23 protein-coding genes are annotated in these 23,225 nt (G+C 75.0%); 8 read left to right on the forward strand and 15 right to left on the reverse strand.

Features of this window, described 5'->3' with window-relative positions; genetic code table 11:
• Positions 1-60 precede the first annotated feature (60 nt).
• The 3 genes from ACYVKY_RS01830 to ACYVKY_RS01840 are packed head-to-tail and all read left to right on the forward strand — an operon-like array spanning position 61 to position 2,667.
• Positions 61-936, forward strand: coding sequence for a phosphatidate cytidylyltransferase (locus ACYVKY_RS01830; protein WP_460433349.1), 876 nt, complete (start codon positions 61-63; stop codon positions 934-936).
• Positions 933-2,087 (forward strand): 23S rRNA (adenine(2503)-C(2))-methyltransferase RlmN, encoded by a 1,155-nt coding sequence (rlmN, locus tag ACYVKY_RS01835; RefSeq protein WP_460433284.1) that lies wholly within the window; start codon positions 933-935, stop codon positions 2,085-2,087. Before ACYVKY_RS01830 ends, rlmN begins: the two co-directional genes overlap by 4 nt.
• 4 nt (positions 2,088-2,091) lie before the next feature.
• On the forward strand, positions 2,092-2,667 hold the full coding sequence (locus tag ACYVKY_RS01840; RefSeq protein ID WP_460433285.1) for a DivIVA domain-containing protein: 576 nt from the start codon (positions 2,092-2,094) through the stop codon (positions 2,665-2,667).
• Between the two features lie 4 nt (positions 2,668-2,671).
• Here the strand turns inward: ACYVKY_RS01840 and ACYVKY_RS01845 are convergent, their stop codons facing one another.
• The 3 genes from ACYVKY_RS01845 to ACYVKY_RS01855 are packed head-to-tail and all read right to left on the reverse strand — an operon-like array spanning position 2,672 to position 5,008.
• Entirely contained in the window at positions 2,672-3,766 is a 1,095-nt protein-coding gene (locus ACYVKY_RS01845) for an LOG family protein (protein WP_460433286.1), read from the reverse strand.
• A 22-nt stretch (positions 3,767-3,788) separates the two neighbouring features.
• A complete protein-coding gene (locus tag ACYVKY_RS01850; RefSeq protein WP_460433287.1) occupies positions 3,789-4,628 on the reverse strand; it encodes an exonuclease/endonuclease/phosphatase family protein in 840 nt (279 codons plus the stop codon).
• Positions 4,625-5,008 carry a TIGR03618 family F420-dependent PPOX class oxidoreductase gene (locus tag ACYVKY_RS01855; RefSeq protein ID WP_460433350.1) on the reverse strand — a complete coding sequence of 128 codons (384 nt, stop codon included), beginning with the start codon at positions 5,006-5,008 and terminating at the stop codon, positions 4,625-4,627. The genes ACYVKY_RS01850 and ACYVKY_RS01855 overlap by 4 nt, the downstream gene beginning before the upstream one ends.
• Positions 5,009-5,112: 104 nt before the next feature.
• Between ACYVKY_RS01855 and ACYVKY_RS01860 the strand changes: the two genes are divergently transcribed.
• The 3 genes from ACYVKY_RS01860 to ACYVKY_RS01870 are packed head-to-tail and all read left to right on the forward strand — an operon-like array spanning position 5,113 to position 7,847.
• Complete coding sequence (locus tag ACYVKY_RS01860; protein ID WP_460433288.1) at positions 5,113-5,262, forward strand: hypothetical protein; 150 nt, start codon at positions 5,113-5,115, stop codon at positions 5,260-5,262.
• Between the two features lie 31 nt (positions 5,263-5,293).
• Complete coding sequence (locus ACYVKY_RS01865; protein ID WP_460433289.1) at positions 5,294-7,210, forward strand: acetate--CoA ligase; 1,917 nt, start codon at positions 5,294-5,296, stop codon at positions 7,208-7,210.
• A 1-nt stretch (position 7,211) separates the two neighbouring features.
• Positions 7,212-7,847 (forward strand): peptidoglycan DD-metalloendopeptidase family protein, encoded by a 636-nt coding sequence (locus tag ACYVKY_RS01870; protein ID WP_460433290.1) that lies wholly within the window; start codon positions 7,212-7,214, stop codon positions 7,845-7,847.
• A gap of 5 nt (positions 7,848-7,852) precedes the next feature.
• On the opposite strand, the gene arfA is transcribed toward ACYVKY_RS01870, so the two are convergent.
• The 7 genes from arfA to ACYVKY_RS01905 all read right to left on the reverse strand — a co-directional run bounded on the left by arfA (position 7,853) and on the right by ACYVKY_RS01905 (position 14,783).
• Positions 7,853-9,373 carry an alpha-N-arabinofuranosidase gene (arfA, locus tag ACYVKY_RS01875; RefSeq protein WP_460433291.1) on the reverse strand — a complete coding sequence of 507 codons (1,521 nt, stop codon included), beginning with the start codon at positions 9,371-9,373 and terminating at the stop codon, positions 7,853-7,855.
• Positions 9,370-10,254 carry a carbohydrate ABC transporter permease gene (locus ACYVKY_RS01880; protein ID WP_460433292.1) on the reverse strand — a complete coding sequence of 295 codons (885 nt, stop codon included), beginning with the start codon at positions 10,252-10,254 and terminating at the stop codon, positions 9,370-9,372. Before ACYVKY_RS01880 ends, arfA begins: the two co-directional genes overlap by 4 nt.
• Positions 10,251-11,180 carry a carbohydrate ABC transporter permease gene (locus tag ACYVKY_RS01885; RefSeq protein ID WP_460433293.1) on the reverse strand — a complete coding sequence of 310 codons (930 nt, stop codon included), beginning with the start codon at positions 11,178-11,180 and terminating at the stop codon, positions 10,251-10,253. The genes ACYVKY_RS01880 and ACYVKY_RS01885 overlap by 4 nt, the downstream gene beginning before the upstream one ends.
• A gap of 10 nt (positions 11,181-11,190) precedes the next feature.
• Complete coding sequence (locus tag ACYVKY_RS01890) at positions 11,191-12,507, reverse strand: type 2 periplasmic-binding domain-containing protein (protein WP_460433294.1); 1,317 nt, start codon at positions 12,505-12,507, stop codon at positions 11,191-11,193.
• A 271-nt stretch (positions 12,508-12,778) separates the two neighbouring features.
• Positions 12,779-13,054, reverse strand: coding sequence for an HNH endonuclease (locus ACYVKY_RS01895; protein WP_460433351.1), 276 nt, complete (start codon positions 13,052-13,054; stop codon positions 12,779-12,781).
• A gap of 24 nt (positions 13,055-13,078) precedes the next feature.
• Positions 13,079-14,128 carry a DUF222 domain-containing protein gene (locus ACYVKY_RS01900; RefSeq protein ID WP_460433295.1) on the reverse strand — a complete coding sequence of 350 codons (1,050 nt, stop codon included), beginning with the start codon at positions 14,126-14,128 and terminating at the stop codon, positions 13,079-13,081.
• A gap of 97 nt (positions 14,129-14,225) precedes the next feature.
• Complete coding sequence (locus ACYVKY_RS01905) at positions 14,226-14,783, reverse strand: dihydrofolate reductase family protein (RefSeq protein WP_460433296.1); 558 nt, start codon at positions 14,781-14,783, stop codon at positions 14,226-14,228.
• Positions 14,784-14,869: 86 nt separating this feature from the next.
• On the opposite strand from ACYVKY_RS01905, the gene ACYVKY_RS01910 reads away from it, so the two are divergent.
• The gene (locus ACYVKY_RS01910) at positions 14,870-15,361 is read left to right on the forward strand and encodes an SRPBCC family protein (RefSeq protein WP_460433297.1); all 492 of its coding nucleotides are present in this window, start codon (positions 14,870-14,872) and stop codon (positions 15,359-15,361) included.
• On the forward strand, positions 15,358-16,083 hold the full coding sequence (locus ACYVKY_RS01915; protein ID WP_460433298.1) for a hemerythrin domain-containing protein: 726 nt from the start codon (positions 15,358-15,360) through the stop codon (positions 16,081-16,083). Before ACYVKY_RS01910 ends, ACYVKY_RS01915 begins: the two co-directional genes overlap by 4 nt.
• Positions 16,084-16,100: 17 nt before the next feature.
• On the opposite strand, the gene ACYVKY_RS01920 is transcribed toward ACYVKY_RS01915, so the two are convergent.
• The 5 genes from ACYVKY_RS01920 to ACYVKY_RS01940 form a co-directional block, all read right to left on the reverse strand.
• The gene (locus ACYVKY_RS01920) at positions 16,101-19,388 is read right to left on the reverse strand and encodes a BTAD domain-containing putative transcriptional regulator (RefSeq protein WP_460433299.1); all 3,288 of its coding nucleotides are present in this window, start codon (positions 19,386-19,388) and stop codon (positions 16,101-16,103) included.
• A gap of 21 nt (positions 19,389-19,409) precedes the next feature.
• Positions 19,410-20,207 carry a phosphotransferase gene (locus ACYVKY_RS01925; RefSeq protein ID WP_460433300.1) on the reverse strand — a complete coding sequence of 266 codons (798 nt, stop codon included), beginning with the start codon at positions 20,205-20,207 and terminating at the stop codon, positions 19,410-19,412.
• Positions 20,208-20,212: 5 nt separating this feature from the next.
• Positions 20,213-21,241 carry a ribosome small subunit-dependent GTPase A gene (gene rsgA / locus ACYVKY_RS01930; protein WP_460433301.1) on the reverse strand — a complete coding sequence of 343 codons (1,029 nt, stop codon included), beginning with the start codon at positions 21,239-21,241 and terminating at the stop codon, positions 20,213-20,215.
• Positions 21,241-22,527 (reverse strand): 3-phosphoshikimate 1-carboxyvinyltransferase, encoded by a 1,287-nt coding sequence (gene aroA, locus ACYVKY_RS01935; protein WP_460433302.1) that lies wholly within the window; start codon positions 22,525-22,527, stop codon positions 21,241-21,243. Before aroA ends, rsgA begins: the two co-directional genes overlap by 1 nt.
• A gap of 84 nt (positions 22,528-22,611) precedes the next feature.
• A complete protein-coding gene (locus tag ACYVKY_RS01940; protein ID WP_460433303.1) occupies positions 22,612-23,187 on the reverse strand; it encodes a DoxX family membrane protein in 576 nt (191 codons plus the stop codon).
• Positions 23,188-23,225 lie beyond the last annotated feature (38 nt).

Below are 23,225 nucleotides of genomic sequence, written 5' to 3' on the forward strand. Positions count from 1 at the left end.
CGAGCGCTGGCCGCCGCGATGCCCGACGCCGACGTCGAGGTGGTGCCGCCGGCGCCCGCGATGCCGGTGCCGTCCGGCGCCGACGCCGCCTACCGCCGGCGGCGCGAGCAGTCCGCCCCCTCGCGGGCGGGGCGCAACCTGCCGGCCGCGATCGGCGTGGGCGTCGGGCTCGGCGCCGTGGTCGTCGCCTCCCTGGCGTTCCGCAAGGAGGCGTTCGTCGCCGTCGTCGTGGTCGCCATCGCGATCGGGGTCTGGGAGCTCACCGGCGCGTTCGCCGCCCGGCGCATCGCGGTCCCCCTGGTGCCCGTGCTCGTCGGGACGGCCGGCATGGCGGTGTCGGCCTACGTCGGCGGCTCGGAGGCGCTGCTGGTCGCGTTCGTGCTCACCACGCTCGCCGTGCTGGTCTGGCGGCTGCTCGACCAGCCGGACGGGGCGGTGCGCGACGTCGCGGCCGGCGTCTTCACGGCGGGGTACGCGCCGTTCCTCGCCGGCTTCGCGGTCCTCATGCTCGCCGAGCCCGACGGCGTGTGGCGCATCGTGACGTTCATCCTGGTCGCGATCTGCAGCGACATCGGCGGGTACGTGTTCGGCGTCCTGTGGGGGAAGCACCCGATGGCGCCGTCGGTCAGCCCGAAGAAGTCGTGGGAGGGCCTGGCCGGCTCGTTCGTCTTCAGCACCGTCGCGGGCGTCGCCGCGGTGCTGCTCTTCCTCGACGGCCCCTGGTACGCCGGGGTGGCCATCGGGCTCGCGGCCGTCGTCACCGCGACGGTCGGGGACCTGTCGGAGTCGCTGCTGAAGCGCGACCTCGGCATCAAGGACATGGGCAGCCTGCTGCCCGGCCACGGAGGCCTGATGGACCGGCTCGACTCCCTGCTCCCCACCGCGCCGGTCATGTACCTGCTGCTGGCGCTGCTCGTCCCGGTGGCTGCGTCGTGAGCGGCGTCCCGACCGCCTCGCGGCCCGAGCCCGAGAGCACCCGGCCCGAGCCGGGCCGCCTGCTGCTGGCCGCGCCGCGGCGCGGCAAGCCGCCGCAGCACCTGGCCGACCTCACCCTCGACGAGCGCGTCGCCGCCGTCGAGGCGCTGGGGGAGCGCGGCTTCCGGGCCAAGCAGGTCTCCACGCACTACTTCGACCACCTGGTCACCGACCCGGCGCAGATGACCGACCTGCCCAAGGCCTCGCGCGACGCGCTGGCCTCCGGGCTGCTGCCGCCGCTGCTCACTCCCGTCACCACCCGGGAGGCCGACCGCGGGGCGACGGTGAAGACGCTGTGGCGGCTGCACGACGGCGCGCTGGTCGAGAGCGTCCTGATGCACTACCGGAACCGGTCGACCGTCTGCATCTCCAGCCAGGCCGGCTGCGGGATGAACTGCCCGTTCTGCGCGACCGGCCAGGCGGGTCTGACGCGCAACATGTCGACCGCCGAGATCGTCGACCAGGTCGTGCGCGGGATGCGCCAGGTCACCGAGCGGCACGACGGCGACCGGCGCGCGCTCAACGTGGTCTTCATGGGCATGGGCGAGGCCCTGGCCAACTACAAGGCGGCCGTGGCGGCGATCCGGCGGATGACCGACGTGGCCCCCGAGGGGCTCGGCATGTCCGCGCGCGGCATCACGATGTCGACCGTCGGGCTGGTGCCCGCGATCGACAAGCTGGCGGCCGAGGGCATCCCGGTCACGCTGGCGCTGAGCCTGCACGCGCCCGACGACGAGCTGCGCGACGAGCTGGTCCCGGTGAACACCCGCTGGAAGGTCGGCGAGGCGCTCGACGCGGCGCGACGGTACTTCGACGCCACCGGGCGCCGGGTCAGCATCGAGTACGCGCTGATCCGCGACGTCAACGACCACGCCTGGCGGGCCGACCTGCTCGGCACGGAGCTGAACCGGCGCGGCCGCGGCTGGGTGCACGTCAACCCGATCCCGCTCAACCCGACCCCGGGTTCGCGCTGGACGGCGTCCGACCCGCAGGTCGAGCGCACCTTCGTCGAGCGGCTGCGGGCCCACGGCATCCCGACGACGGTGCGCGACACGCGGGGGCGCGACATCGACGGGGCGTGCGGCCAGCTCGCCGCCGCAGGGCAGGATTGACCCCGTGGCCCGGTCGCAGGACAAGTTCGCGCGCGTCTCGCGCGCCGCACGCGGCTACCGCGTCGACGAGGTCGACGCCTTCTTCGCCCGCGCCCGGGTCGCGTACGAGCGCGGCACGCGGGTCGGTGCGCTCGCGGCGCTGACGGCCGAGGACGTGCGCACGGTCGCCTTCCGGCTGCGCTGGGGCGGCTACGACGTGCAGGCCGTCGACAGCGCGCTCGACCGGCTGGAGGACGCCGTCGCCGCCCGCGAGCGGGGCCGGCTGGTGCGGGTCGGCGGCGAGGACGCCCTGTTCGACGACCTCGCCCGCCGGGCGTCGTCGCTGCAGGGTCGGCTCGACCGACCCGCGGGCGACCGGTTCGCGGCGCCGCGTCGGCGGTTCGAGCGGGGCTACCGTCCCGACGACGTCGACGCCCTGTGCGACCGCCTCGACTCGTACTTCAACGACGGCGAGGAGATGTCGGCCGACGAGGTGCGTCGGGCGGTGTTCCGTCCGGCCCGCGGTCGCCGGGCGTACCGCGAGCCCGAGGTCGACGCCTTCCTCGACAAGGCGGTCGACATCATGGTCACCGTCGACTGACGCCTCAGGCCGCCAGGTCGCGCAGGGCGCCGAGCACGGGCGCGGGGTCCGCGGCGTCCTCGAGCAGCATCAGCCGCTGTGCCAGGGGCAGGTCGCCGGCGAGCGTGGTGAGCGCGTCCCAGACCGGCACGGTGCGCGACCAGTGCGCGCGGCCGACCAGGACGAGCGGGACGCCGCCGTCCGCTCCGTAGTAGCCGGGGGTCACGGCCTGGAAGAGCTCCTGGACGGTGCCCGCCGCCCCCGGCAGGTACACGAGCCCGTGGGTCGCGCGGGAGAGCAGCGCGTCCTCGCGGACCGCGTTGGAGAAGTACTTGGCCTGCAGGCACGCGAACGCGTTCGGGGGCTCGTGGCCGTAGAACCAGGTCGGGATCCCGATGCTGGCGGGTCGCGCGGGCGCCGGGTGCTCGGCGCGCACCCGCAGCGCGACGTCGGCCCAGGCGGCGACGTCCGGTGCGAACGACGGGACGGCGGCCAGGCGCGCGAGCGCGTCGTCGAGCGCGTCGTCGTCAGCCTGCGCCAGCCGTGCGCCGAGGTTGGCCGCCTCCATCGCGCCGGGGCCGCCGCCGGTGAGCACCAGCAGGTCCTCGCGGGCGAGCGCGCGGCCGAGCACGGCGGCCTCGCGGTACCCCTCGGTGCCGCGCTTCAGGGCGTGTCCGCCCATGACGCCGACGCACCGCCGTCCGGCGACGGCCTCGTCGAGAGCGTCGGTGACGGCGTCGTCGTGCATCGCGCGCAGCAGCGTGGTGAGGGCGTCGTGGCGCAGCGAGCCCTCGCGGCTCCACCGGTAGGCGAGCGCGTCGGGCGTGCACGGGTAGCCCTGGTCGAGCCCGCGGTACAGCTCCTCCGGCGGGTACAGGTGCGGTCGGTAGACGTCGACCGGGCAGCCGGGCACCACCGGGAAGAGCACCGCCCCGCCCTCGCGCAGGTGCTGCTCGAGCCGCGGCGTCAGCGTCCCGCCGAGCACGACCGCGCCGCGCGGGTCGACGCCGAGCAGCGCGGGCTCGCGGCTCGCCAGGTCGAGGCCCTGCAGGCGCGCACCGGCCAGGCCCTTGCCGAGGCCGAGCAGCGCGTCGAGCTGGTCGAGGGTCTCGATCTCCACGGCGGCAACCTACCGAGGCGGGCTACCGACGGGGTGCGGGGTCGAGGTCGACCAGCACACCGGCGTGGTCGGACGGCCACACGCCGTCCGGACCCGCTGCGGCACCGACGAGCCCGAGGTGCTCGACGGCCGTCCCGAGCCCGAGGAGCACGTGGTCGATGCGGGCGTCCGGGTTGCCCGGGCCGAGGTAGGGGTTCTCGCGGCGCCAGGTGTACCCGGCGTCGACCGGGCGTCCGAGCCGCCAGGCGTCCACCAGCACGAGGTCGGGCACGGCCGGTGCGGTGAGATGACCTCCGAGCAGCCGCATCTCGTCGGACTCGGGCTCGGCGTTGAAGTCGCCGGTGACCACCGGGGGCAGCGAGGCGTCGACCTGCTGCCGCAGCCGGTGCACGAGCTGCGCCACGGCACGCACCTGCTCGACCCGCACGGCCGACCCGGCCGGCGACGACGACAGGTGGGTGGTGACGAGGGGGAGCGGTCCGTCCGGGTGGTCGACGACGACGCCGAGCGCGGTGCGTCCCTCGGCCTCGGCGCCGGCGTCGGGCAGGTCGACCTCGGTCACCTCGCCCAGCGGCCACCGGCTCAGCACGGCCACCCCGCCCTCCGCGTGCGCGTCGGCGTCGTGGCCGCGCCGGTGCCAGCGTCCCGGCAGGCGGTTCGGGGACCACGCGAGGTGCGGCAGCCCGAGCGCGCCGGCGAGCGTGGCGAGCTGGTCGGCGTCCTCGCCGCGGTGCACCTCCTGCAGCGTCACCAGGTCGGGGGCCGCGGCGCGCAGCGCGTCCTCGATCGCGGGACCGCGCTCCCGCCACGGGCCGAAGCGCCACCACAGGTTCCAGGTGACCAGCCGCGTGCGGTGGGTCACGCCGGCGACCCGGGCTCGTCGTCGACGCCCGGCCACGACGCGCCCAGCACCCGGTCGACGTCGATGACGACGACCACGCGCAGCGGGTTCTCGCGCGGCTGCCGGTAGCGCTCGGCGTACCGGCGCTCGGCGTCGCGGACGGCCGCCTCGTCGTCGACGACGCGCACCGGACCCTCGAGGGTCAGCCAGCGCCGGCCGTCGACCTGGCTCACGGCGGCACGACCGCCGCGGCGGGCGTTGCGCGCCTTGACCGAGGGCCCGCTGGTGATGACGCGGACGACGCCGGCCTCGGCGTCCCAGGTGAACCCGACCGGCACCAGGTGCGGGCTGCCGTCGCCGCGCTGGGTGGCGAGCACCGACAGGTGGCGCTCGCGCACCATCGCCAGGGCTCCGGGGGGCAGGACGACGGACGGGGTGCTCACCGCTCTAGCCTGGCAGACGCCGTCGAGGTGCCCCTCGGCCGTGGCCGGGTCACGATGTCGCCATGGCGGACAAGCAGGGCAAGGGCAGCGAGACGGCGCAGAAGGCGAACGCGAAGGCCGCGAAGGAGGGGAAGAAGAACCCGCGCGAGTCCTCGGCGGCGCAGTCCGAGCTGGGCAAGAAGGGGGCGAAGGCCAAGAAGGGCGAGGGCTGACACGCGCGCGCCCGGGCGGCAGGATGGCCGGGTGAGCGACGACGTCAGCACCGGTGCCTGGGCCGCGGCCCACCGCGCGTCCCTCGAGGACCCCGACGCGTTCTGGGGCGAGGCGGCGCGCGCCGTCGACTGGATCACCCGGCCGACCCGGGTGCTCGACGACGACCGGCCGCCGTTCTACCGCTGGTACACCGGCGCGACGCTGAACACCTGCTACAACGCGCTCGACCGGCACGTGATCAAGGGGCGTGCCGACCAGACCGCGCTGGTGTGGGACTCGCCGGTGACGGGCTCGACCCGGTCGTGGACGTACGCCGAGCTGCTCGACGAGGTGGCGCGGTTCGGCGGCGTGCTGCGCGCGCTGGGGGTGCAGCAGGGCGACCGCGTCGTGGTCTACATGCCGATGGTGCCGCAGGCGGTGGTCGCCATGCTGGCGTGCGCGCGGATCGGGGCGGTCCACTCCGTGGTGTTCGGCGGGTTCGCGCCGACCGAGCTGGCTGCTCGCCTCGACGACGCGCAGCCGGTGGTGGTCGTGACCGCGTCGTGCGGGATCGAGCCGACGCGGGTCGTGGAGTACAAGCCGCTGCTCGACGCGGCGATCGAGAAGGCCACGCACGCACCGGCTCACGTCGTCGTGCTGCAGCGTCCGCAGGCCGAGGCGTCGATGGTCGACGGCCGCGACCTCGACTGGGACGTGCTGATGCGTCCCGGCACGGTCGAGCCGGCCGAGTGCGTCGCGGTGGGCGCGACCGACCCGCTGTACGTCCTCTACACGTCCGGGACGACGGGGAAGCCCAAGGGCATCGTGCGCGACAACGGCGGCCACGCGGTCGCGCTCGCGTGGTCGGTGCCGAACGTCTTCGGGCTGCAGCCCGGCGAGACCATGTTCACCGCGAGCGACGTGGGGTGGGTCGTCGGCCACTCCTACATCGTCTACGGGCCGCTGATCAACGGCTCGACGACCGTGCTGTACGAGGGCAAACCGATCGGGACGCCGGACGCCGGCGCGTTCTGGCGCGTCGTCGCCGACCACGACGTCTCGGTGCTGTTCACCGCCCCCACCGCGATCCGGGCCATCAAGAAGACCGACCCGGACGGCGAGCTCGCCCGCGACCACGACCTGTCGTCGCTGCGGACGCTGTTCCTCGCGGGCGAGCGGCTCGACCCCGACACCTGGCAGTGGGCGGGCGACCTGCTGCGGCGCTCGACGGGTCGGGAGGTCCCGGTGGTCGACAACTGGTGGCAGACCGAGACCGGCTGGCCGATCGCCGCGAACCCGGTGGGCCTGCAACGGCTCCCGATCAAGCCGGGGTCGCCGTCGGTGCCGGTGCCGGGGTACGACGTCCGGGTCCTCGACCCGTCCGGTGCCGAGGTGCCGCCGGGGACCGAGGGCGCGGTGTGCCTGCGGCTGCCGATGCCGCCGGGCACGCTGCCGACGCTGTGGGGCGACGACGACCGCTACGTCGCCGGGTACCTGTCGGCGTTCGACGGCTACTACCTCACCGGTGACGGCGGCTACGTCGACGACGACGGCTACCTGTTCGTGATGGGCCGCACCGACGACGTCATCAACGTCGCGGGCCACCGGTTGTCGACGGGGTCGATCGAGGCCGCTCTCGCGGGCCACCCGGCGGTCGCCGAGTGCGCGGTGATCGGCGTCGAGGACGCGCTGAAGGGGCAGGTGCCGCGGGCGCTGGTGGTGCTGAAGGGCGGTCAGGACGACTCCGAGGCGCTGCGGGCCGAGCTGGCCGCCCGGGTGCGGTCCGAGGTCGGCGCGATCGCCTCGCTGCAGCGGGTCGACGTGGTGGCGGCGCTGCCGAAGACCCGGTCGGGGAAGATCCTGCGCAAGACGATGCGCGAGCTGGCGGACGGCCGGACGCCGACGGTGCCCTCGACGATCGAGGACGCCTCGGTGCTCGACGCACTGGGCCCCGTGCTGCGCGGCTGAGGTGGTCGACGCCCCGGTCGTGCTGCTGCCGCCGGTGCGCGGCCGGTGGACGGTGCGCAACAGCCCGGCCGACCGGGTCCCGAGCCACGGCACGCACGCCCTCGGGACGACGTACGCGATCGACCTGGTGCCGGTGGACGCGTCCGGGCGCTCCGCGCCGCGCGGGTGGCGGTCGTGGCTCGGAACCGAGCCGCCGGAGGCGTTCGTGGGCTTCGGTCTCGACGTGGTCGCGCCCGCCGACGGGACGGTGGTGTCCGTCCTCGACGGCGTGCCGGACGGCGTCGCGCGCCGGTCGCCCGTCGCGGGGGCGGGGTACGCGCTGACGCAGGCGCGCCGGGTGCGGTCCGGGGTCGCGGCCGTCGCGGGCAACCACGTCGTGCTCGGGCTCGCGGGCGGCGGGCCGTACGTGCTCCTGGCGCACCTGCAGCGGGGATCGGTCGGGATCGTCCCCGGGCAGGCGGTCGCGGCGGGCGAACCGGTCGGCCGGCTGGGCAGCTCGGGCAACAGCACCGAGCCGCACGTGCACGTGCAGGTGACCGACTCGACCGACTGGGACACGGCTCGCGGTGTGCCGCTGGCCTTCTCGGTCGGCGGGCGGACGTGGGTGCCGCGCAGCGGCGAGGTCGTCGAGGGCTGACGCCCTCAGCGCGGACCGGGGTCGTCCTGCAGCCGCAGCACCGTGAACGAGATCGCCGGCAGGGACAGCCGCACCGTGCCACCGTCCACCGTGGTGTCGAGCGGTCGGGGCCGCACCCGGTGCGGGTCGTCGACGGTGTTGACGGCGAACCGGTCCTCGTCGTGGACCGTGGTGCACCACTCGACCCGCTGGGCTCCCAGCGCACGCGTGTCGACCTCGACCTCCGCGCCGTCCTGCGGCGAGCGGTTGACCACCAGCAGGGTGGTGCCGCGGTCGTCGCGCGTGGCGACGGCGTCGAGCGCGACGACCTCGCCGAACCGCGTGGTCGTGACGGTCGGTGCCGTGACGCCCAGCCGCAGGACGTCGCCCGCGCAGTGCGTCGCGGCCTGCGCGAACGGGTGGAAGATGGTCTGGCGCCACGCCGGCCCGCCGGGCTCGGTCATGATCGGGGCGATCACGTTCACCAGCTGCGCGAGGCACGCCACCTGCACGCGGTCGCTGTGACGCAGCAGCGAGACCAGCAGGCCGCCGACGACGACCGCATCGGTGGCGTTGTAGCGGTCCTCGATCAGCCTCGGAGCCTTCGGCCAACCCGGAGGAGGCCCCTCCTCCTCGAAACGGCTCTGGTACCAGACGTTCCACTCGTCGAACGAGATGCCGATGCGCTTGCGGCTGCCGAGCCGGGCGCCGACGTGGTCGGCGGTCGCGACGACGGAGTCGATGAAGTGGTCCATGTCGGCGCCCGAGGCCAGGAAGCTCGCGACGTCACCGTCGACCTCCTGGTAGTACGCGTGCGCCGAGACCATGTCGACCAGGTCGTAGGACTCCTCGAGGACCGTCGCCTCCCAGGCGCCGAACGTCGGCATCTGCGAGCCGGAGCTGCCGCAGGCGACGAGCTGCAGCCGGTCGTCGGCCTGCCGCAGGGCACGGGCGGTCTCGGCGGCGAGCCGTCCGTACTCGCGCGCGGTCTTGTGACCGGTCTGCCAGGGCCCGTCCATCTCGTTGCCCAGGCACCACAGCCGCACGTCGTGCGGCTCGACGGTCCCGTTGGCGATCCGGCGCTCCGACAGCTCGGTCCCCGACGGGTGCGTCGCGTACTCGTGCAGGTCGAGCGCCTCCTGCACGCCGCGCGTGCCCAGGTTCACGGCCATCATGGGCTCGACGCCGGCGCGGCGCGTCCAGGCCATGAACTCGTCGAGGCCGAACTCGTTGGTCTCGGTGCTGCGCCAGGCCAGGTCGCGCCGGACGGGACGCTCCGCGCGCGGGCCGACGCCGTCCTCCCAGCGGTAGCCGGAGACGAAGTTGCCGCCGGGGTAGCGCACCACGCTGACCCCGAGCTCGCGCACCAGGTCGAGCACGTCGGAGCGGAACCCGTGCTCGTCCGCGCTCGGGTGGTCCGGCTCGTAGACGCCGGTGTAGACGCACCGGCCCATGTGCTCGACGAACGAGCCGAAGACCCGGCGGTCGAGCTCGGCCACCCGGCGGTCGGGGTCGACCACGATGCGTGCGGACCGGTCCACGGTCACTGCCCTCCCAGCCCGGTGGTGGCGAACCCGCGGACGATGTGCCGCTGGAACAGGATGAAGACGACCAGCAGGGGCAGCGCGGCCAGGACGGCGGCGGCGTTGTCCTGCGCGTACTGCACGCCGTAGGCGTTCTCGACCGTCGCCAGGCCGACGGGCATCGTCATCAACCCGGGGTCGTTGACGGCGATGAACGGCCACAGGAAGTTGTTCCAGGCGCCGATGAACACGAAGATCGCCACCGCCGACAGCACCGAGCGCGACAGCGGGAGCACCACCGAGACGAAGGTGCGCCAGCGGCTGGCGCCGTCGACCCGCGCGGCGTCCTCGAGCTCGATCGGGATGGCGTCGAAGAAGCGCTTCAGGACGAACACCATCACCGGCGCCACCACCTGCGGCAGGATGATCGCCCAGTAGGTGTCGATCATGTTCAGCAGCAGCATCTCCTGGAACAGCGGGACGATCAGGATCTGCCCGGGCACCATGATCGACGCCAGGGTGGCCGCCATCAGCAGTCGTCGTCCGCGGAACAGCCCGCGCGACAGCGCGTACGCCGCCATCGCCGAGATCACCAGCGTGACCGCGGTGATGACCGTGGCGGTGAACAGGCTGTTCGCCAGCCACCGCACGAGGTCGCCCTGCTCGAGCACCGACCGGTAGGCCGCCAGCGTCCAACCGCCCTCCGGCACGACGCGCACCGGCAGGGCCGCGGCGTCGGCCTCGGACTTGAACGAGGTGACGATGCCCCACAGGAACGGCGCGACCCAGATCAGGCCGACGACGGCCAGCAGCACGACACCGCCGCCCTGCTGGATGAGGCGCAGCCGCGACACGCTCGTGGTGCGCCGCGCCGGTGCGCCGCGACCGGCGTCGACGGCGGTCACGACCGGACCCCCCGTCGTGACAGGAACCAGGCCTGGGCCAGCGAGATCACCACGATCAGCGCGAAGAACACGTACGAGATCGCGGCCGCGTAGCCGAGCCGGTAGTTGGTGAAGCCGGTGTCGTAGACGTACTCGAGGATCGAGCGGGTCGAGTTGTTCGGTCCGCCCATCGTCATCAGGTAGATCTGGTCGAAGACCTTCAGCGAGGCGAGCAGCTGCAGGATCACCACCAGGCTGGTGGTGCGCGCGAGCATCGGCAGGGTCACCGACACCAGGCGGCGCCAGGTGCCGGCGCCGTCGATCGCCGCCGCCTCGTACAGGTGCTGCGGGATGTTCTGCAGCGCGGCGAGGTAGAGCAGGAAGTTGAACCCCAGCGTCCACCAGAGCGTGGTGAGCGCGATCGACCACAGCGCGACGTTCTCGTCGGTGAGCCAGCCGATGCCGTCCGAGCCCAGCGCACCGAGCGAGGCGTTGAACAGCCCGAGGTCGGGCTGGTACATCCAGGTCCACAGGATGGTCACGACCGTGACCGGCAGCAGGAAGGGCGCGAAGAAGGTCAGGCGCCACAGCCACTGGCCCGGGCGCACCGCGTGCACGAGCAGCGCGAGCCCCAGCGACACGAGCACGAGGGGCACCGAGCTGATCACGGTGAACACCACGGTGTTGCGCAGCGTGGCCCAGACCTGCGGGTCCTGCAGGGCCTCGCCGAAGTTGGCGAAGCCCACGAGCGAGCCGCCCGATCCGGTGAGGCTCTGGTCGGTGAAGGCCATCCAGAGCCCGTAGACGACCGGCCCGACGAGGAACAGCGCGAACGCCACGAGGTACGGGACGGTGAACCAGCCGCCACCCGAGGCGAGCGGGCGGCGCGGCGTCGGGGGAGCGGTTGCGGGCGGTACCGCCACCTGTCGCTGCACGGTCGTCGTCATCGTCGCTCCCTCACGCCGGGTTCGGCTGGTCCAGGAGGCGCTGCACCTCGGCCTCGACGTCGGCCAGCGCCTGCTGCACCGACGCGCCGCCGTTCAGCGTGGTCTGCATCGCCTGCCCCACGCGCGTCTGGAACTCCGAGCCCGAGCCGGTGAACCACGCCTCCGGGTCGAGCACCACCTGGTCGGCCGCCACGGCGTAGTGCGCCTGGGGCGTCAGCTCGGCGTACTCCGGGGAGTCGACGATCGGCTGGTAGGCGGGGATGTGGCCGGCCTCGGCCCAGCGCAGCGAGTCCTTGAGGATGGCGGCCACGGCCTCGTGCGTCGCCTGCCGGCGCGCCGGGTCGGGCGAGTCCTGGTGCGGCAGCACGTAGCTGTGCGAGTCGGCGTAGGTGGCCGGTGTGCCGAACAGCGTCGGGATGACCGTGCCGTCGACGGGCACCCCGGCGGCCTGCATGCCGCGCAGCTCCCAGACGCCGGAGCAGAAGAAGCCGCTGCGGCCGCCGGTGAACTCGGCCAGACCCGCGAGGTAGTCGGCGTCCGGGTTGGCCACCGTCCCGTCGAGCATCTGCTTCATCGCGTCGAGGCTGTCGCCCGCGACGTCGCGGTCGATGCCCGACGGTTCGCCGGGACGCAGGGTCATCTCCGCGCCGTGCTGGAAGTAGAAGGTGGCGAACAGGCGCCACATCTGCGCGCCGTCGTTGACGTACCCGTAGGAGATCCCGTGCCCGCCGGCCACCTTCTGCAGCTCGGTGCCGGCGGCGAGCCAGTCGTCGAACGAGGAGATCTCGGTGAGCGTGCCGTCGGACTCGAGGAGCCCGGCCTCCTCGCAGTGCTCGGTGTTGTAGAACAGCACGAACGGGTGGGTGTCGAGCGGGATCGCGAACCGCTCGCCGTCGATCTGCGCGCGCTCCCAGACCGCCGGCGGGAAGTCGTCCTCGGTGACGCCCAGGTCGGCGAGCGCGTCCATGTCCCACGGGTCGAGCAGCCCCCCGGGCGCGTACCCGGCGAGGCGCGACAGGTGCAGCACCGCGAGCTCGGGTGCCCGGCCGCCGGCCGAGGCCATCGCGAGCTTGGTGTAGTACGGCGCCCCCCAGGCGAGCACCACCGGTTCGAGGTCGATGCCCTGCGTCCTCACCTCGGCGATGATCTCGTCCATCAGGGCGCCGTCGCCGCCGGACAGCAGCGACCAGTACCGGACGGTGGCCGCGTCGGGTTCGCCGGTGCCGCACCCGGCGACGCCGGCGGCGCCCAGCCCCGCGGCGGCCGCGGCGGTGAGGAACGAGCGCCGTCCGAAGGCGGGCCCGGTCGAGCGAGCAGGTGGTCTCACGTCGGCTCCTCGGGGCGGCCGTGCCACGTCGTCGTGGCCCTACCGGGCGTGTGAACGATCACATGCCCGTGTTCCCACCTTTCGATATCGATTGCCATGGCGTCAAGACCCCGCGCTCAGGAACAGCCGCGGAGCCGGATCGACGGAGCTGCCGGAGACCCGCGGCCGAGCCGGCACCCGCGGTCGGACCGGGGCGGTGGGCGCAGGCCCCGGGCCGCCGACGGGCGCCGAGGGGCGAGGTGTCGACTGCGGCGGTCGTCGCCCCGGGTGGTCAGGGCGGGTCGGGGTCGGGCGCGCGCCAGTGTCGTCCGGTGGCGCGGGCCGCGCGGACGTCGTCGTGGAAGGTGTTGCGCAGCAGCGTGCCTGGTGGATGGCCGTGGTGCGCGGGTGGGCGGAACACCGGTCGACCGTCACGGACCAGCATCACCCAGCCGTGCTCGGGTTGGGCGTGGATCTTCGTGTGGTGCCGTGAGCACAGCAGCGCCAGGTTCTCGATCGTGGTGGGACCGCCGCGTGACCACCAGATCACGTGGTGGGCCTCGCACAGACTGGGTGGTGCGGTGCAGCCTGGTCACATGCACCCGCCGTCCCGTGCGGCCAGCGCCGCGCGCTGGGCTGGGGTGGCGAGCCGGCCGAGGGTGCTCATCGACACCACCCGGCCGCACGACAGCATCACCTTCTCCAGGATGGCGTCGCAGACCAGCCGCGCCAGCGTGCCGGGCGAGACCCGTTGACCGGTTGTGGTGGTGGCGGTCTGCTGGTCGGCGTCGACGTGCACCACCACCCGCGGCACCGCGGCTCTGATCTGGTCGGCTCCGGGCCCGGCCGTGACGGCGAGCTCGGCCATGGTGACCAGGGCGTCGGCGCGGCGCTGCCCACGCGTCCGGACATCCGGGTCGCCGTCCTCACGAAGGGCGTGCCGAGATCGCTCGGCGATCGCGTCCAGGGTGGCGGTGAACGTCAGCCCACCGGCCGCGTCGAGCTGCCCCGACACCAGCACCATCCCGGTGGTGTCCGTGGTGACCGCGACGTGGCGGCGTTCGTGGGCGAACTCGTCGAACCGGTCGGCACCGCCGGGCAGCAACGCGTCCAGCAGGTGCTGGGCGAGCTTGTCGGCCGTCTGCGGGTCCCACCCGAGCGCCCGCTCCGTCAGCTCGGCGTCGACCTCCTCGCGCCGCTCGCGCACGACCTGCCGGGGCACCCGGTCCAGGCACCGGCGGGCGACGTCGACGTGCTCACGACTCACCGCACCGGCTGCCCACGCCTCACCCAGCCCACGCAGGTCACCGGCCTCCGGGCACGTGACGGCAGCGTTCGCCAGGTCGGCCTGCGCCCGGCCGGCCCGTACCCGGCACCGGTCGGTCAGCACCGCACGCGTCACCGCGCCTCGCCGACCCCGCGCGTCCGGCACCTCCCGCGACACCGACTCCCGCAGCAGCCTCGCCTTCTCGGCGGCCAGCCGCGCCTCCAGCTCGTGCAGGACCACGATCGCCTCGCGCACCTCGGCGTCGGCCAGCCCCCACGCGGGCGCGGCTGCGAGGTCGTCGAGACCGGCGCGGACGGCCGCGACCGCGCCCGTCACACCACCCCGACCCGCCTCACCCGCAGCCCCCACCGACATGCCTCAACAGTAGAGGCGACCACTGACAGTCCCTCTGCCGCAACGTAGATCGACGCGGACGAGCCGACCGGGCGCCGCCGCGAGCGCGTCACCACCTTCACCGGACGGGCGCGTACCGCAGCAGTGCCACCCCGGCTGCGAAGGACCTGGCCTCGAGCAGCTCGAGCTGCGGCACCACGAACCCGTCCGGGAACAACCGTCGTCCGCGTCCCTGGACGGCGGGGTAGACGAACAACCGGTACTCGTCCACCAACCCCGCGGTGACCAGCGCGTGCGAGAGCGTGATGCTGCCGGTCACGACGATCTGGCGGCCCTCGGCCTGCTTGAGCGTGCGGACCTGGTCGACGGGGTCGCCGCGCAGCACGGTCGAGTTCTCCCACCCGGGATCGTCGAGCGTCGAGGAGACGACGTACTTGTGCACCTGGTTCAGGTACGCGGTGACCCCGGTGGTGTCGTCGGTCTGCAGCGGCCAGTAGCCGCGGAAGTCCTCGAAGGTCTGCCGGCCGAGCACGAGCGCGTCCGCCTGCGCGTCGTGCTGGTGCATGACCTCGACCAGGTCGGCGTCGTCCGACCCCTCCTGCGGGCTGAACCAGTCGTCCAGCATCTCGATCGAGCCGTCCAGGGTGCAGTTCTGCGTCATCACGAGCGTCCTCATGCAGGTCCGACCGCCGGCGCGGGACGGACTCATCGGCTCCACCCGCGTCCCAGTGGCGTCCCAGTGGCCACGGGCACGGTGTCGCCATGACCGAGAAGACCACCCGACGCGAGGTCCGGCTGCGGACCACCGTCCTGCTCGAGCACCCGGCCGCGGCCGTGGCGGACGTGCTGCTCGACTGGGACCACGACCACCTCTGGCGGCGGCACGTCCGCTCCTTCACCTGCGAGCCCGCGGGCCGCGCCGTCGCGGGCCAGGTGCTCACCGAGCGCCTCGCCCTCGCGGGCCTGACCTTCACCACGACCACCGAGGTCGTGCGCGCCGACGCGCTGTCGGCCGCGTACGCCGGCGCGTCGGCCTCGGTGCGGGTGCGTGGCTCCCGCACGATCACGCCGCTCGACGCGACGGCGTGCCGCTTCACCAGCGAGACCGTCGTCGAGGCGCTCGGGGCGCTGCGGCTGCTCGCGCCGGTGCTCACCGACACCTACCGCCGGGCGGACGAGGCCGACGTCCTCGGCCTCCCGGCCGTCCTGCCCTCGATCCTCACCACCACGACCCGCAAGGAGATCCGCGCATGACCACGACACCGCTGCTCCCCGGTCAGGCTTCCGCGCCGGAGGGGCCGGCCGACCTGTCGATGATGTACGTGCTCCACCACGGCTTCCGGCGCGACCTCGCCCGGTTCCTCGCCGCCGCCCGGCTCACGCCGGTGCGCGACCGCACGACCTGGCAGGCGCTGGGACGACGGTGGGAGCTGTTCGGGCTGCTGCTGCACGACCACCACCACAAGGAGGACGAGATCCTCTGGCCGCTGCTGCAGAGCCGGGTGTCGGCGGCGGACGACACCGCCGCGGCGGAGGTGCTGGCGGAGATGGAGGCCGAGCACGCCCTCATCGACCCGCTGCTCGAGGAGGTCGGCGCGGGGTTCGCCCGGCTCGCCCAGGTCGAGGACGCCGAGCGTGCAGCGGCGCTCGTCACCGCGCTCGAGCGGACGCGCCAGGTGCTGGGCGACCACCTCGCCCACGAGGAGTCCGACGCGATCGCCGTCATGCAGCGCTACGTCGGGGGTGAGGAGTGGGAGCACCTGGAGCGCACCAGGTTCCGTGGGGGACTCAGCCCGGCGGACGTGATGCGGATGGTGCCGTGGGCGGTGCAGGGCCTCCCGGCGCCGGTGGCCGCGCGGATGCTGCAGGAGGCGGGCGCCGGCTTCCGGCTGATGCTGCGGTTGGGACGGCGCCGCTACGAGCGGCTCGACCGCGCTGCGTTCACCCACGTCCCCGACCACGTCGGCGCCGCCTGAGACCCACTCCCGCGAGGTCAGTCGAGCAGCTCCGCCAGGTGGCGCTCGACGTGCGCGACCAGCCGCGGCAGGTCCCACGCCCGGGCGAGCCCCACCGCTGCCCGGGCGTGCTGGCGTGCCGCGGGCAGGTCGCCCAGGGCGCGGGCGCCCAGCGCGAGGAACAGGTCGACCGGTCCGCTCGGGCAGGCCGTGCCGGCCGAGCACATCCGCCCCGCCCACGGCAGCGCCAGCGGGTAGGCCCGGGCGGCGAGGTCGCGGTCGTCGAGCCCGTCGGCGACCGCGCACGACATGCAGGCGTAGAGCAGGCCCATGTAGTCGGTGCCGTCGAGCGGGACGGGGTGCGCCTCCTGCACCTCACGCGCCACGTCGACGAGCCCGAGCCGCAGCAGCACCGTCACCGCGACGGGCGCCGCGGGGATGCTCGTGCTCTCGACGAGCCCCTCGACCACCGCCGCGAGCGCCTGGGTGTCGTCGCGCAGCAGCGCCGCGCACACGGCGCTCGCCGGGACGGCGTCGACCACGTTCGGCACACGCAGCTCGTCGGCCAGGACGGCGAGGCGGGCGAGCGCCTCGGCGGCCTCCCGGTCCTCGCCCCACAGCGTCCGCCACGGCACCTCCAGCACGCGCAGCAGCGCCTCCGCCGTCCCGAGCCCACGGGCCCGGGCGGCAGCGGCCGTCGTGACCAGACCCGTTCGGAGCGAGGCGGAGTCGCCGAGCTCGCTGGCGACGCTGAGGGCGAGCGTGGCGGCCAGCACCTCGAGCCGCACGTCACCCGCAGCCCGCGCGGCAGCCCGGGCCTCGGCCGCGTACCCGACCCGGTCGACCGCGGCGTCGGGACGCGACCGGGCCGTGAAGGCCGCGACCAGCGCGACGGCCAGCGCGCGGGGCTCGGCCAGCCGGCGTGCGATCGCCAGCGCCTCGGCCACCAGGGCGTCCGTGCGCGCGGTGTCGCCGCCGTAGAAGAGCTCCATCGCCAGCGCGAGCATCGCCTTGCAGCGCAACGGTTCCTGGTCGGCCGGCAGCCGGTCGAGCACCCGCTCGAGCGCCTCGACGATAGGCCGGTGCACGACGCCGTACGGCCGCACCTGCCACAGGGCACCCTCCATCGTCGACACCGCGGCACGAGCCGCGAGGCCCACGTCGTCCGCCCGTTCCGCCACGGCGACGGCCTCGTCGACCGCCTCGGAGACGCCGGCCCAGTCACCGCCCCAGCGGCACGCGTCGGCGAGCAGCATCAGCAGCTCGAACCGCTCCACCTCACCGACGTCCGGGTCGTCGGCCGTCCAGAGCAGGGCCCGGCGCAGGTGACGCGCCTCCTCGGCGTACGCGGACGAGGCACGGGCGGCCTCGGCCGCCGCGAGCACCGACCGCCACGCCTCGGCGCGGTGCGCGGGGCCGGCCTGCTCCCAGTGGTGGGCCAGGGCCGCCCGCACCCGCGGATCGGTGAGCCGCGAGGTCCGCTCGTGCGCTGCCGCGACCGCCGCGTGGGCCCGCGCGCGGATGGCCGGGGACAGCTGCGCGCGCACCGTCTCCCGCACGACCGCGTGCACGAAGTCGTAGGCGCCGGAGTCGTCGTCGACGACCAGCCCCGCCTCGACCGCCGGTCCGAGGACGTCGCCCGTCCTGGCCACGTCACCACCGGTCGCCGCGGCGAGCAGCCGCAGAGGCGCCGGTGCGTCCAGCACGGCGGCCGTGCGCAGCAGCGCCGCCGTCGCCGTGGGCAGCCGGTCGAGCCGGGCGCGCACGACGTCGGCCACCGAGCCGTCGACCCGGCCGCCATCGAGCGCGAGCTGGGTGAGGAAGAACGGGTTGCCCGCCGTGCGCCGCCACAGGTCGTCGGCGAGATCAGCTGCCGCGCCGTCCACCTCGTGCAGCCCGGCGAGCAGCTCGCGCGCCCCGGCGAGGTCGAGGCCGGTGAGCTCCGTCCGGGTCGCACCGGCACGCGCGAGCCGCGAGAGCGTCCCGCGGAGCGCGGCTCCCGACGCCTCGCCCGTCCGCAGCGTCAGCAGGACCGCGAGCCGGCCGTCGAGGTGCTCGACCAGGTGCGCGAGCAGGCCGAGGGAGTCGTCGTCGGCCCAGTGCACGTCCTCGAGCACGAGCAGCAGGGGACGCGTGGCCGCAGCGGCGGCGAGCCGGTCGGTGACGGCGTCCCAGGTGCGCAGGTCGTCCGGTTCGCCGTCACCCACCAGGGCCCCGGCGCCGCCCACGGCGTGCGCGAGGTCGGTCCCGACCCCGAGCCACGGCCACAGCGGCGGCGGCCGGTCGGGGGAGCACCGGCCGGTCGCGACGAGCCACCCCGCGGCAACCGCGTGCGCCGCGACCTCCTCGACCAGCCGGGTCTTCCCGATCCCCGCCTCACCGAGCACCACCGCCGGCGCGGCGCCGTCGGCCTCGAGGAGCAGCGCGGTGAGCCGGCGCAGCTCGTCGGAGCGACCTGCGAGCGGCCGCCGCACCCGGTGCGGGCCGGGTGGAACCGGTGCCGGCGCGGTCGGCAGCGGCGCCTGCCAGGCCAGCGCGGCGTCCTGCCGCAGCACGGCGGTCTGCACCCGCCGCAGGTCCGGCCCGGGGTCGACCCCCAGCTCGTCCGCGAGCGTCGACCGCAACCGGTGCAGCGTGGCGAGCGCCTCGGCCTGCTGGCCGCCGCGCACCAGCCCGACCGCCCGCAGCGCCCAGGCCCGTTCGTGCAGCGGCTCGAGGCCCAGCAGCTCGTCGGCGCGGGCGACCGCCTCGGCGTGCTGGCCCGCCGCGAGCAGCGCGACGGCGGACAGCTCGAGCGCCGTGCCGCGCAAGGACACCAGGCGCGCCCGCTCGGCGACCGCCGCCGGGTCGTCGGCCAGGTCGGTGTAGGGCGCCCCGCGCCAGGTGCCGAGCCCGCGCTCGAGGGCGGCCAGGGCGGCGCGCACGGTGTCGACCGACTCCGGTGCGGCCTGGGGCAGCAGGTGGTCGGGCACCGCCTGCAGCAGCCGACGGGCCTCGGTCACCGCGTCCGCGAGCGCGGTCGCGTCGGCGACCGGCAGGTGCAGGGCGTACCCGTCGTGGACCCGGACCAGCACCTCGCTCGCCGCCCGGGCGGCGCGGTCCGGCTCGAGCGCGCGACGGACCCCCGCGACGTAGCCCTGCAGGGTCGTCACCGCACTCGGCGGAGGGGCGTCGCCCCAGAGCCGCTCGAGCAGCACGTCGGTGCCCACGTGGCGTCCGCCCGCGAGGGCGAGCGCGGCGACCAGGGCGTGCTGGCGGCGGGTGCCGAGGTCGACGACGCGGCCCCCCTCGCGCACCCGGACCGGTCCGAGCACCTCCACCTGCACAGCCCGCAGCCTAGGTCGGGCTCACCACGTCGCGAGCCAGGACGGGAGCGCGTCGACCAGGTGATCCTGCACCGGTGCCAGGGCCGCCGTCGGCGGTCGAGCCAGCAGCTCGACCGCGGTCCAGGCCTTGACGGCGACGAGCGCCTCGACCGGCACGTTCGTCCCAGCGGCGCGCTCGTAGCCCGTCGACACCGCGGCGAAGTCGTCCGGTGCGCCGAGGCCCGGCACCGTCGCCGCGAGATCGACCGCAGGAGAGGCGAACCCGACCCGCTCCCAGTCCAGCAGCACGACGGTCCCGTCCGGTCGCAGGGCCCAGTTCCGCGGGTTGGTGTCGCCCGACACCAGCGAAGGCCCGGCCCACGTCGCGAGCGCGACCTCGCGGGCGTGGTCGAGCGCCGGTCGCGCCGACGCCGGCAGCCGCGCGAGCGCGGGTGCGGTCAGGTCGTCCGGCCACGCGGGGACGAACGGGTCGCCGAGCGCGGGCGGCTCGGCCCGGTGCAGGGCGGCCAGCAGCGCGAGCACGTCGGGATCGGCCGTCCACCGCCCGCGGGGCAGGGGCGCCGGGACGTGCTCGAGCACCAGCCAGCCGTCCCGGGCCCACCACGCGGACGGCACGCGCACCGCGGCAGGGAGGGACGGCGCGACGTCGGCGTAGAACGCCACCTCGCGGGCGACGGCGCGCTTCACCACGACGGCACCCCGGGGTCCGTCGACCCGCTCGACCGCGCTGCCGCTCAGGCCCCCCAGCGCGGTACGCGACCCCGGTCGACCGACCACCTCGGCGACGGCGTCCGAGACGGCGTCCGGCCAGCTCGGCACGCGCGTCAGTCCTCGCCGCCCACCAGCGCCCGCAGCAGCCGGCGGAAGGAGTCGAGCCGTGCGGCGCCGTGGTCGCCGGCCGCGCCGGACGCGACGTACTCGTCGAGGGCGCACTCCTCCTCGTCGTGCGTGCACCCCCGCGGGCACTGCGCCTCACCGGGTTCCAGATCGGGGAAGGCGTCCAGCAGTCCGGCCGGCTGCACGTGCGCCAGACCGAACGAGCGGACGCCGGGGGTGTCGGTGACCCAGCCGACGGTGTCGCCGTCGTCGTCGTGCAGCGGGAAGGCGACGGCCGAAGACGAGGTGTGCCGCCCGCGTCCGGTGACCGCGTTCACGACCCCGGTCGCCCGGTCGGCCGCCGGCACCAGCGCGTTCACCAACGTGGACTTGCCGACCCCGGAGTGCCCGATCAGGACGCTGTCGCGGCCGAGCAGCCGCTCGCGGACGGCCTCGACCCCGTGGAGGTCGCGCGCCTCGTCGCGCCGCGTCACCACCACCGGCACGTCGAGCGCCTCGTACAGCGCGAGGAACGGTGCGGCGTCGACGAGGTCGGCCTTGGTGAGGCACAGCAGCGGCTCGAGGCCGGCGTCGTAGGCGGCGACCAGGCAGCGGTCGACCATCCGGGGGCGCGGCTCGGGGTCGGCCAGCGCGGTCACGATGACGAGCTGGTCGACGCCGGTGACGATCACCCGCTCGACCGGGTCGGTGTCGTCGGCGGTGCGGCGCAGCGTCCCCGTCCGCTCCTCGACGCGCACGACCCGTGCGAGCGACCCCTCGGCCCCCGACACGTCGCCGACCAGGCCGACGCGGTCGCCGACGACGACCCCGGTGCGGCCGAGCTCGCGCGCCTTCATCGCGGTGACGGTGCGCTCGTCGTCGCCGTCGCCCACCAGCACCCCGTACCGGCCGCGGTCGACGGTCAGCACCCGGCCGGGGACGGCGTCGGCGTGCCGTGGACGGTCCTTGGTGCGGGGCCGGGACCCCTTGGGGTTCGGGCGGACCCGGACGTCGTCCTCGCTCCAGCGGCGGGCCATCAGGTCGCAGGCGTCCCGAGCACCTGGTGCCACAGACCCGGGAAGTCGGGCATCGTCTTGGCGGTCGTGGCGACGTCCTCGACGAGCACACCGGGCACGCGCAGACCGACGACCGCGCCGGCGTGCGCCATCCGGTGGTCGTGGTACGTGCGGAACCGCCCGCCCTGCAACGGCTTCGGCACGATACGGAGGCCGTCCTCGGTCTCGGTCACGTCGGCACCGAGCGCCGACAGCTCGGTCGCGAGCGCGGCCAGACGGTCGGTCTCGTGCCCGCGCAGGTGGGCGACGCCGCGCAGCGTCGAGGGCGAGTCGGCCAGCGCGCAGAGGGCGGCGACGACGGGCGTCAGCTCGCCGACGTCGTGCAGGTCGGCGTCGATGCCGTACAGCTCGCCGGTGCCCTCGACGGTGAGACCGTCCTGGTGCAGGGCGACCTCGGCGCCCATCTGGTCGAGCAGGTCGCGCCAGCCGTCGCCGGCCTGGGTCGTGCGCTGCGGCCAGTCGGCCACCGTGACCCTGCCCCCGCACACCAGCGCCGCGGCCAGGAACGGCCCGGCGTTCGACAGGTCGGGCTCGACCTGCACGTCGAGCGCCCCGATCGGGCCCGGCTCGACCCGCCACCGGTTCGGCGTGCTGTCGTCGACCACGACGCCGCAGTCGCGCAGGGTCTCGACGGTCATCTGCAGGTGCGGCTCGCTCGGCACCGCCTTCCCGTCGTTCACCACGGTGACGCCCTCGACGTAGCGCGCGCCCGACAGCAGCAGCCCCGAGACGAACTGGCTCGACGCCGACGCGTCGATGACCGCGCGACCGCCGGGCACACCGGCACCCTGACCGTGCACCGTGAAGGGCAGCGTGCCGCGGCCGCCGTCGTCGACCTCGACGCCGAGCGACCGCAGCGCCGTCAGCACCGGACCCATCGGACGCACCCGCGCCTGCTCGTCGCCGTCGAAGCGCACCGGGCCGTCGGCGAGCGCCGCCACCGGCGGCAGGAACCGCATCACCGTGCCGGCCAGGCCGGTGCGCACCTCGACGTCGCCGGTGAGGTCGCCCGGCACGACGTGCCAGTCGTCGCCCGCGTAGTCGTCCTCGACGGCGACGCCCAGGGTGCGCAGCGCCTCGGCCATCAGCAGCGTGTCGCGCGAGCGCAGCGGCGCTCGCAGCACCGACGGGGCGTCGGCGAGCGCCGCCAGCACCAGGTAGCGGTTGGTGAGCGACTTCGACCCCGGCAGGCGCACGACGGCGTCGAGCGGCGCGGACGGCGTGGGTGCGGGCCAGAGGTCGGTCACGCCCGGCAGCCTAGGACGCGTCCCGCCGCGCCCGCGGGGCCGTCCGGACGACGGGCGGAGTCGAGGGCGCGGCCGGGGGCACGGTCAGGAGACCGCCGCCTCCACCTTCGTGCGGGCCAGCTTCGCCTCGCGGCGCGCGCCCTTGGCCAGCGTGCGCGTCTCGTGCCGGGCCAGGCGGCCGGCGCGCCTGGCATCGCGCTTGGCGAGACCGGCGGCGCGCTTGGCGTCCTTGGCGGCCCGCTCGCTGCGCCAGGCCAGGCCCGGGCGCCCGTCGGTGTCGACGGCCGCGAGCAGCGCGCCGCCGAGCAGACCGAGCGAGGTGAGGAACCGGGTGCGCTGCTGCGCCTTGCGCTCCGGGTCCTTCTCGGACCAGAACTGGTTGTCGACGTAGGTGGCCGGCACGACCGTGGCCGCGAGCACCGCGGCGGCGAGCCGGGGGAGCCGGCCGGTCGCCAGCAGCGAACCGGCGAGCGCCATCGCCGCGCCGTTGGCGCGCACCAGCATCTCGGGGTCGTCGGGCAGCCGCAGCGGCTCGGCCAGGCGGCTCACCACCGGACGCGCGGTGTCGACGCGCGGCCCGGGGTGCCGCACGTGCTCGACGCCCTCCAGCACGAACGGGGCGGCCAGCAGGGGACGGGCGAGACGGCGCACGATGCTCATGGTCCTTTCGTACCGCACGCACGCCCCCCGGGCGACCC

Source organism: Angustibacter speluncae, assembly GCF_054777815.1.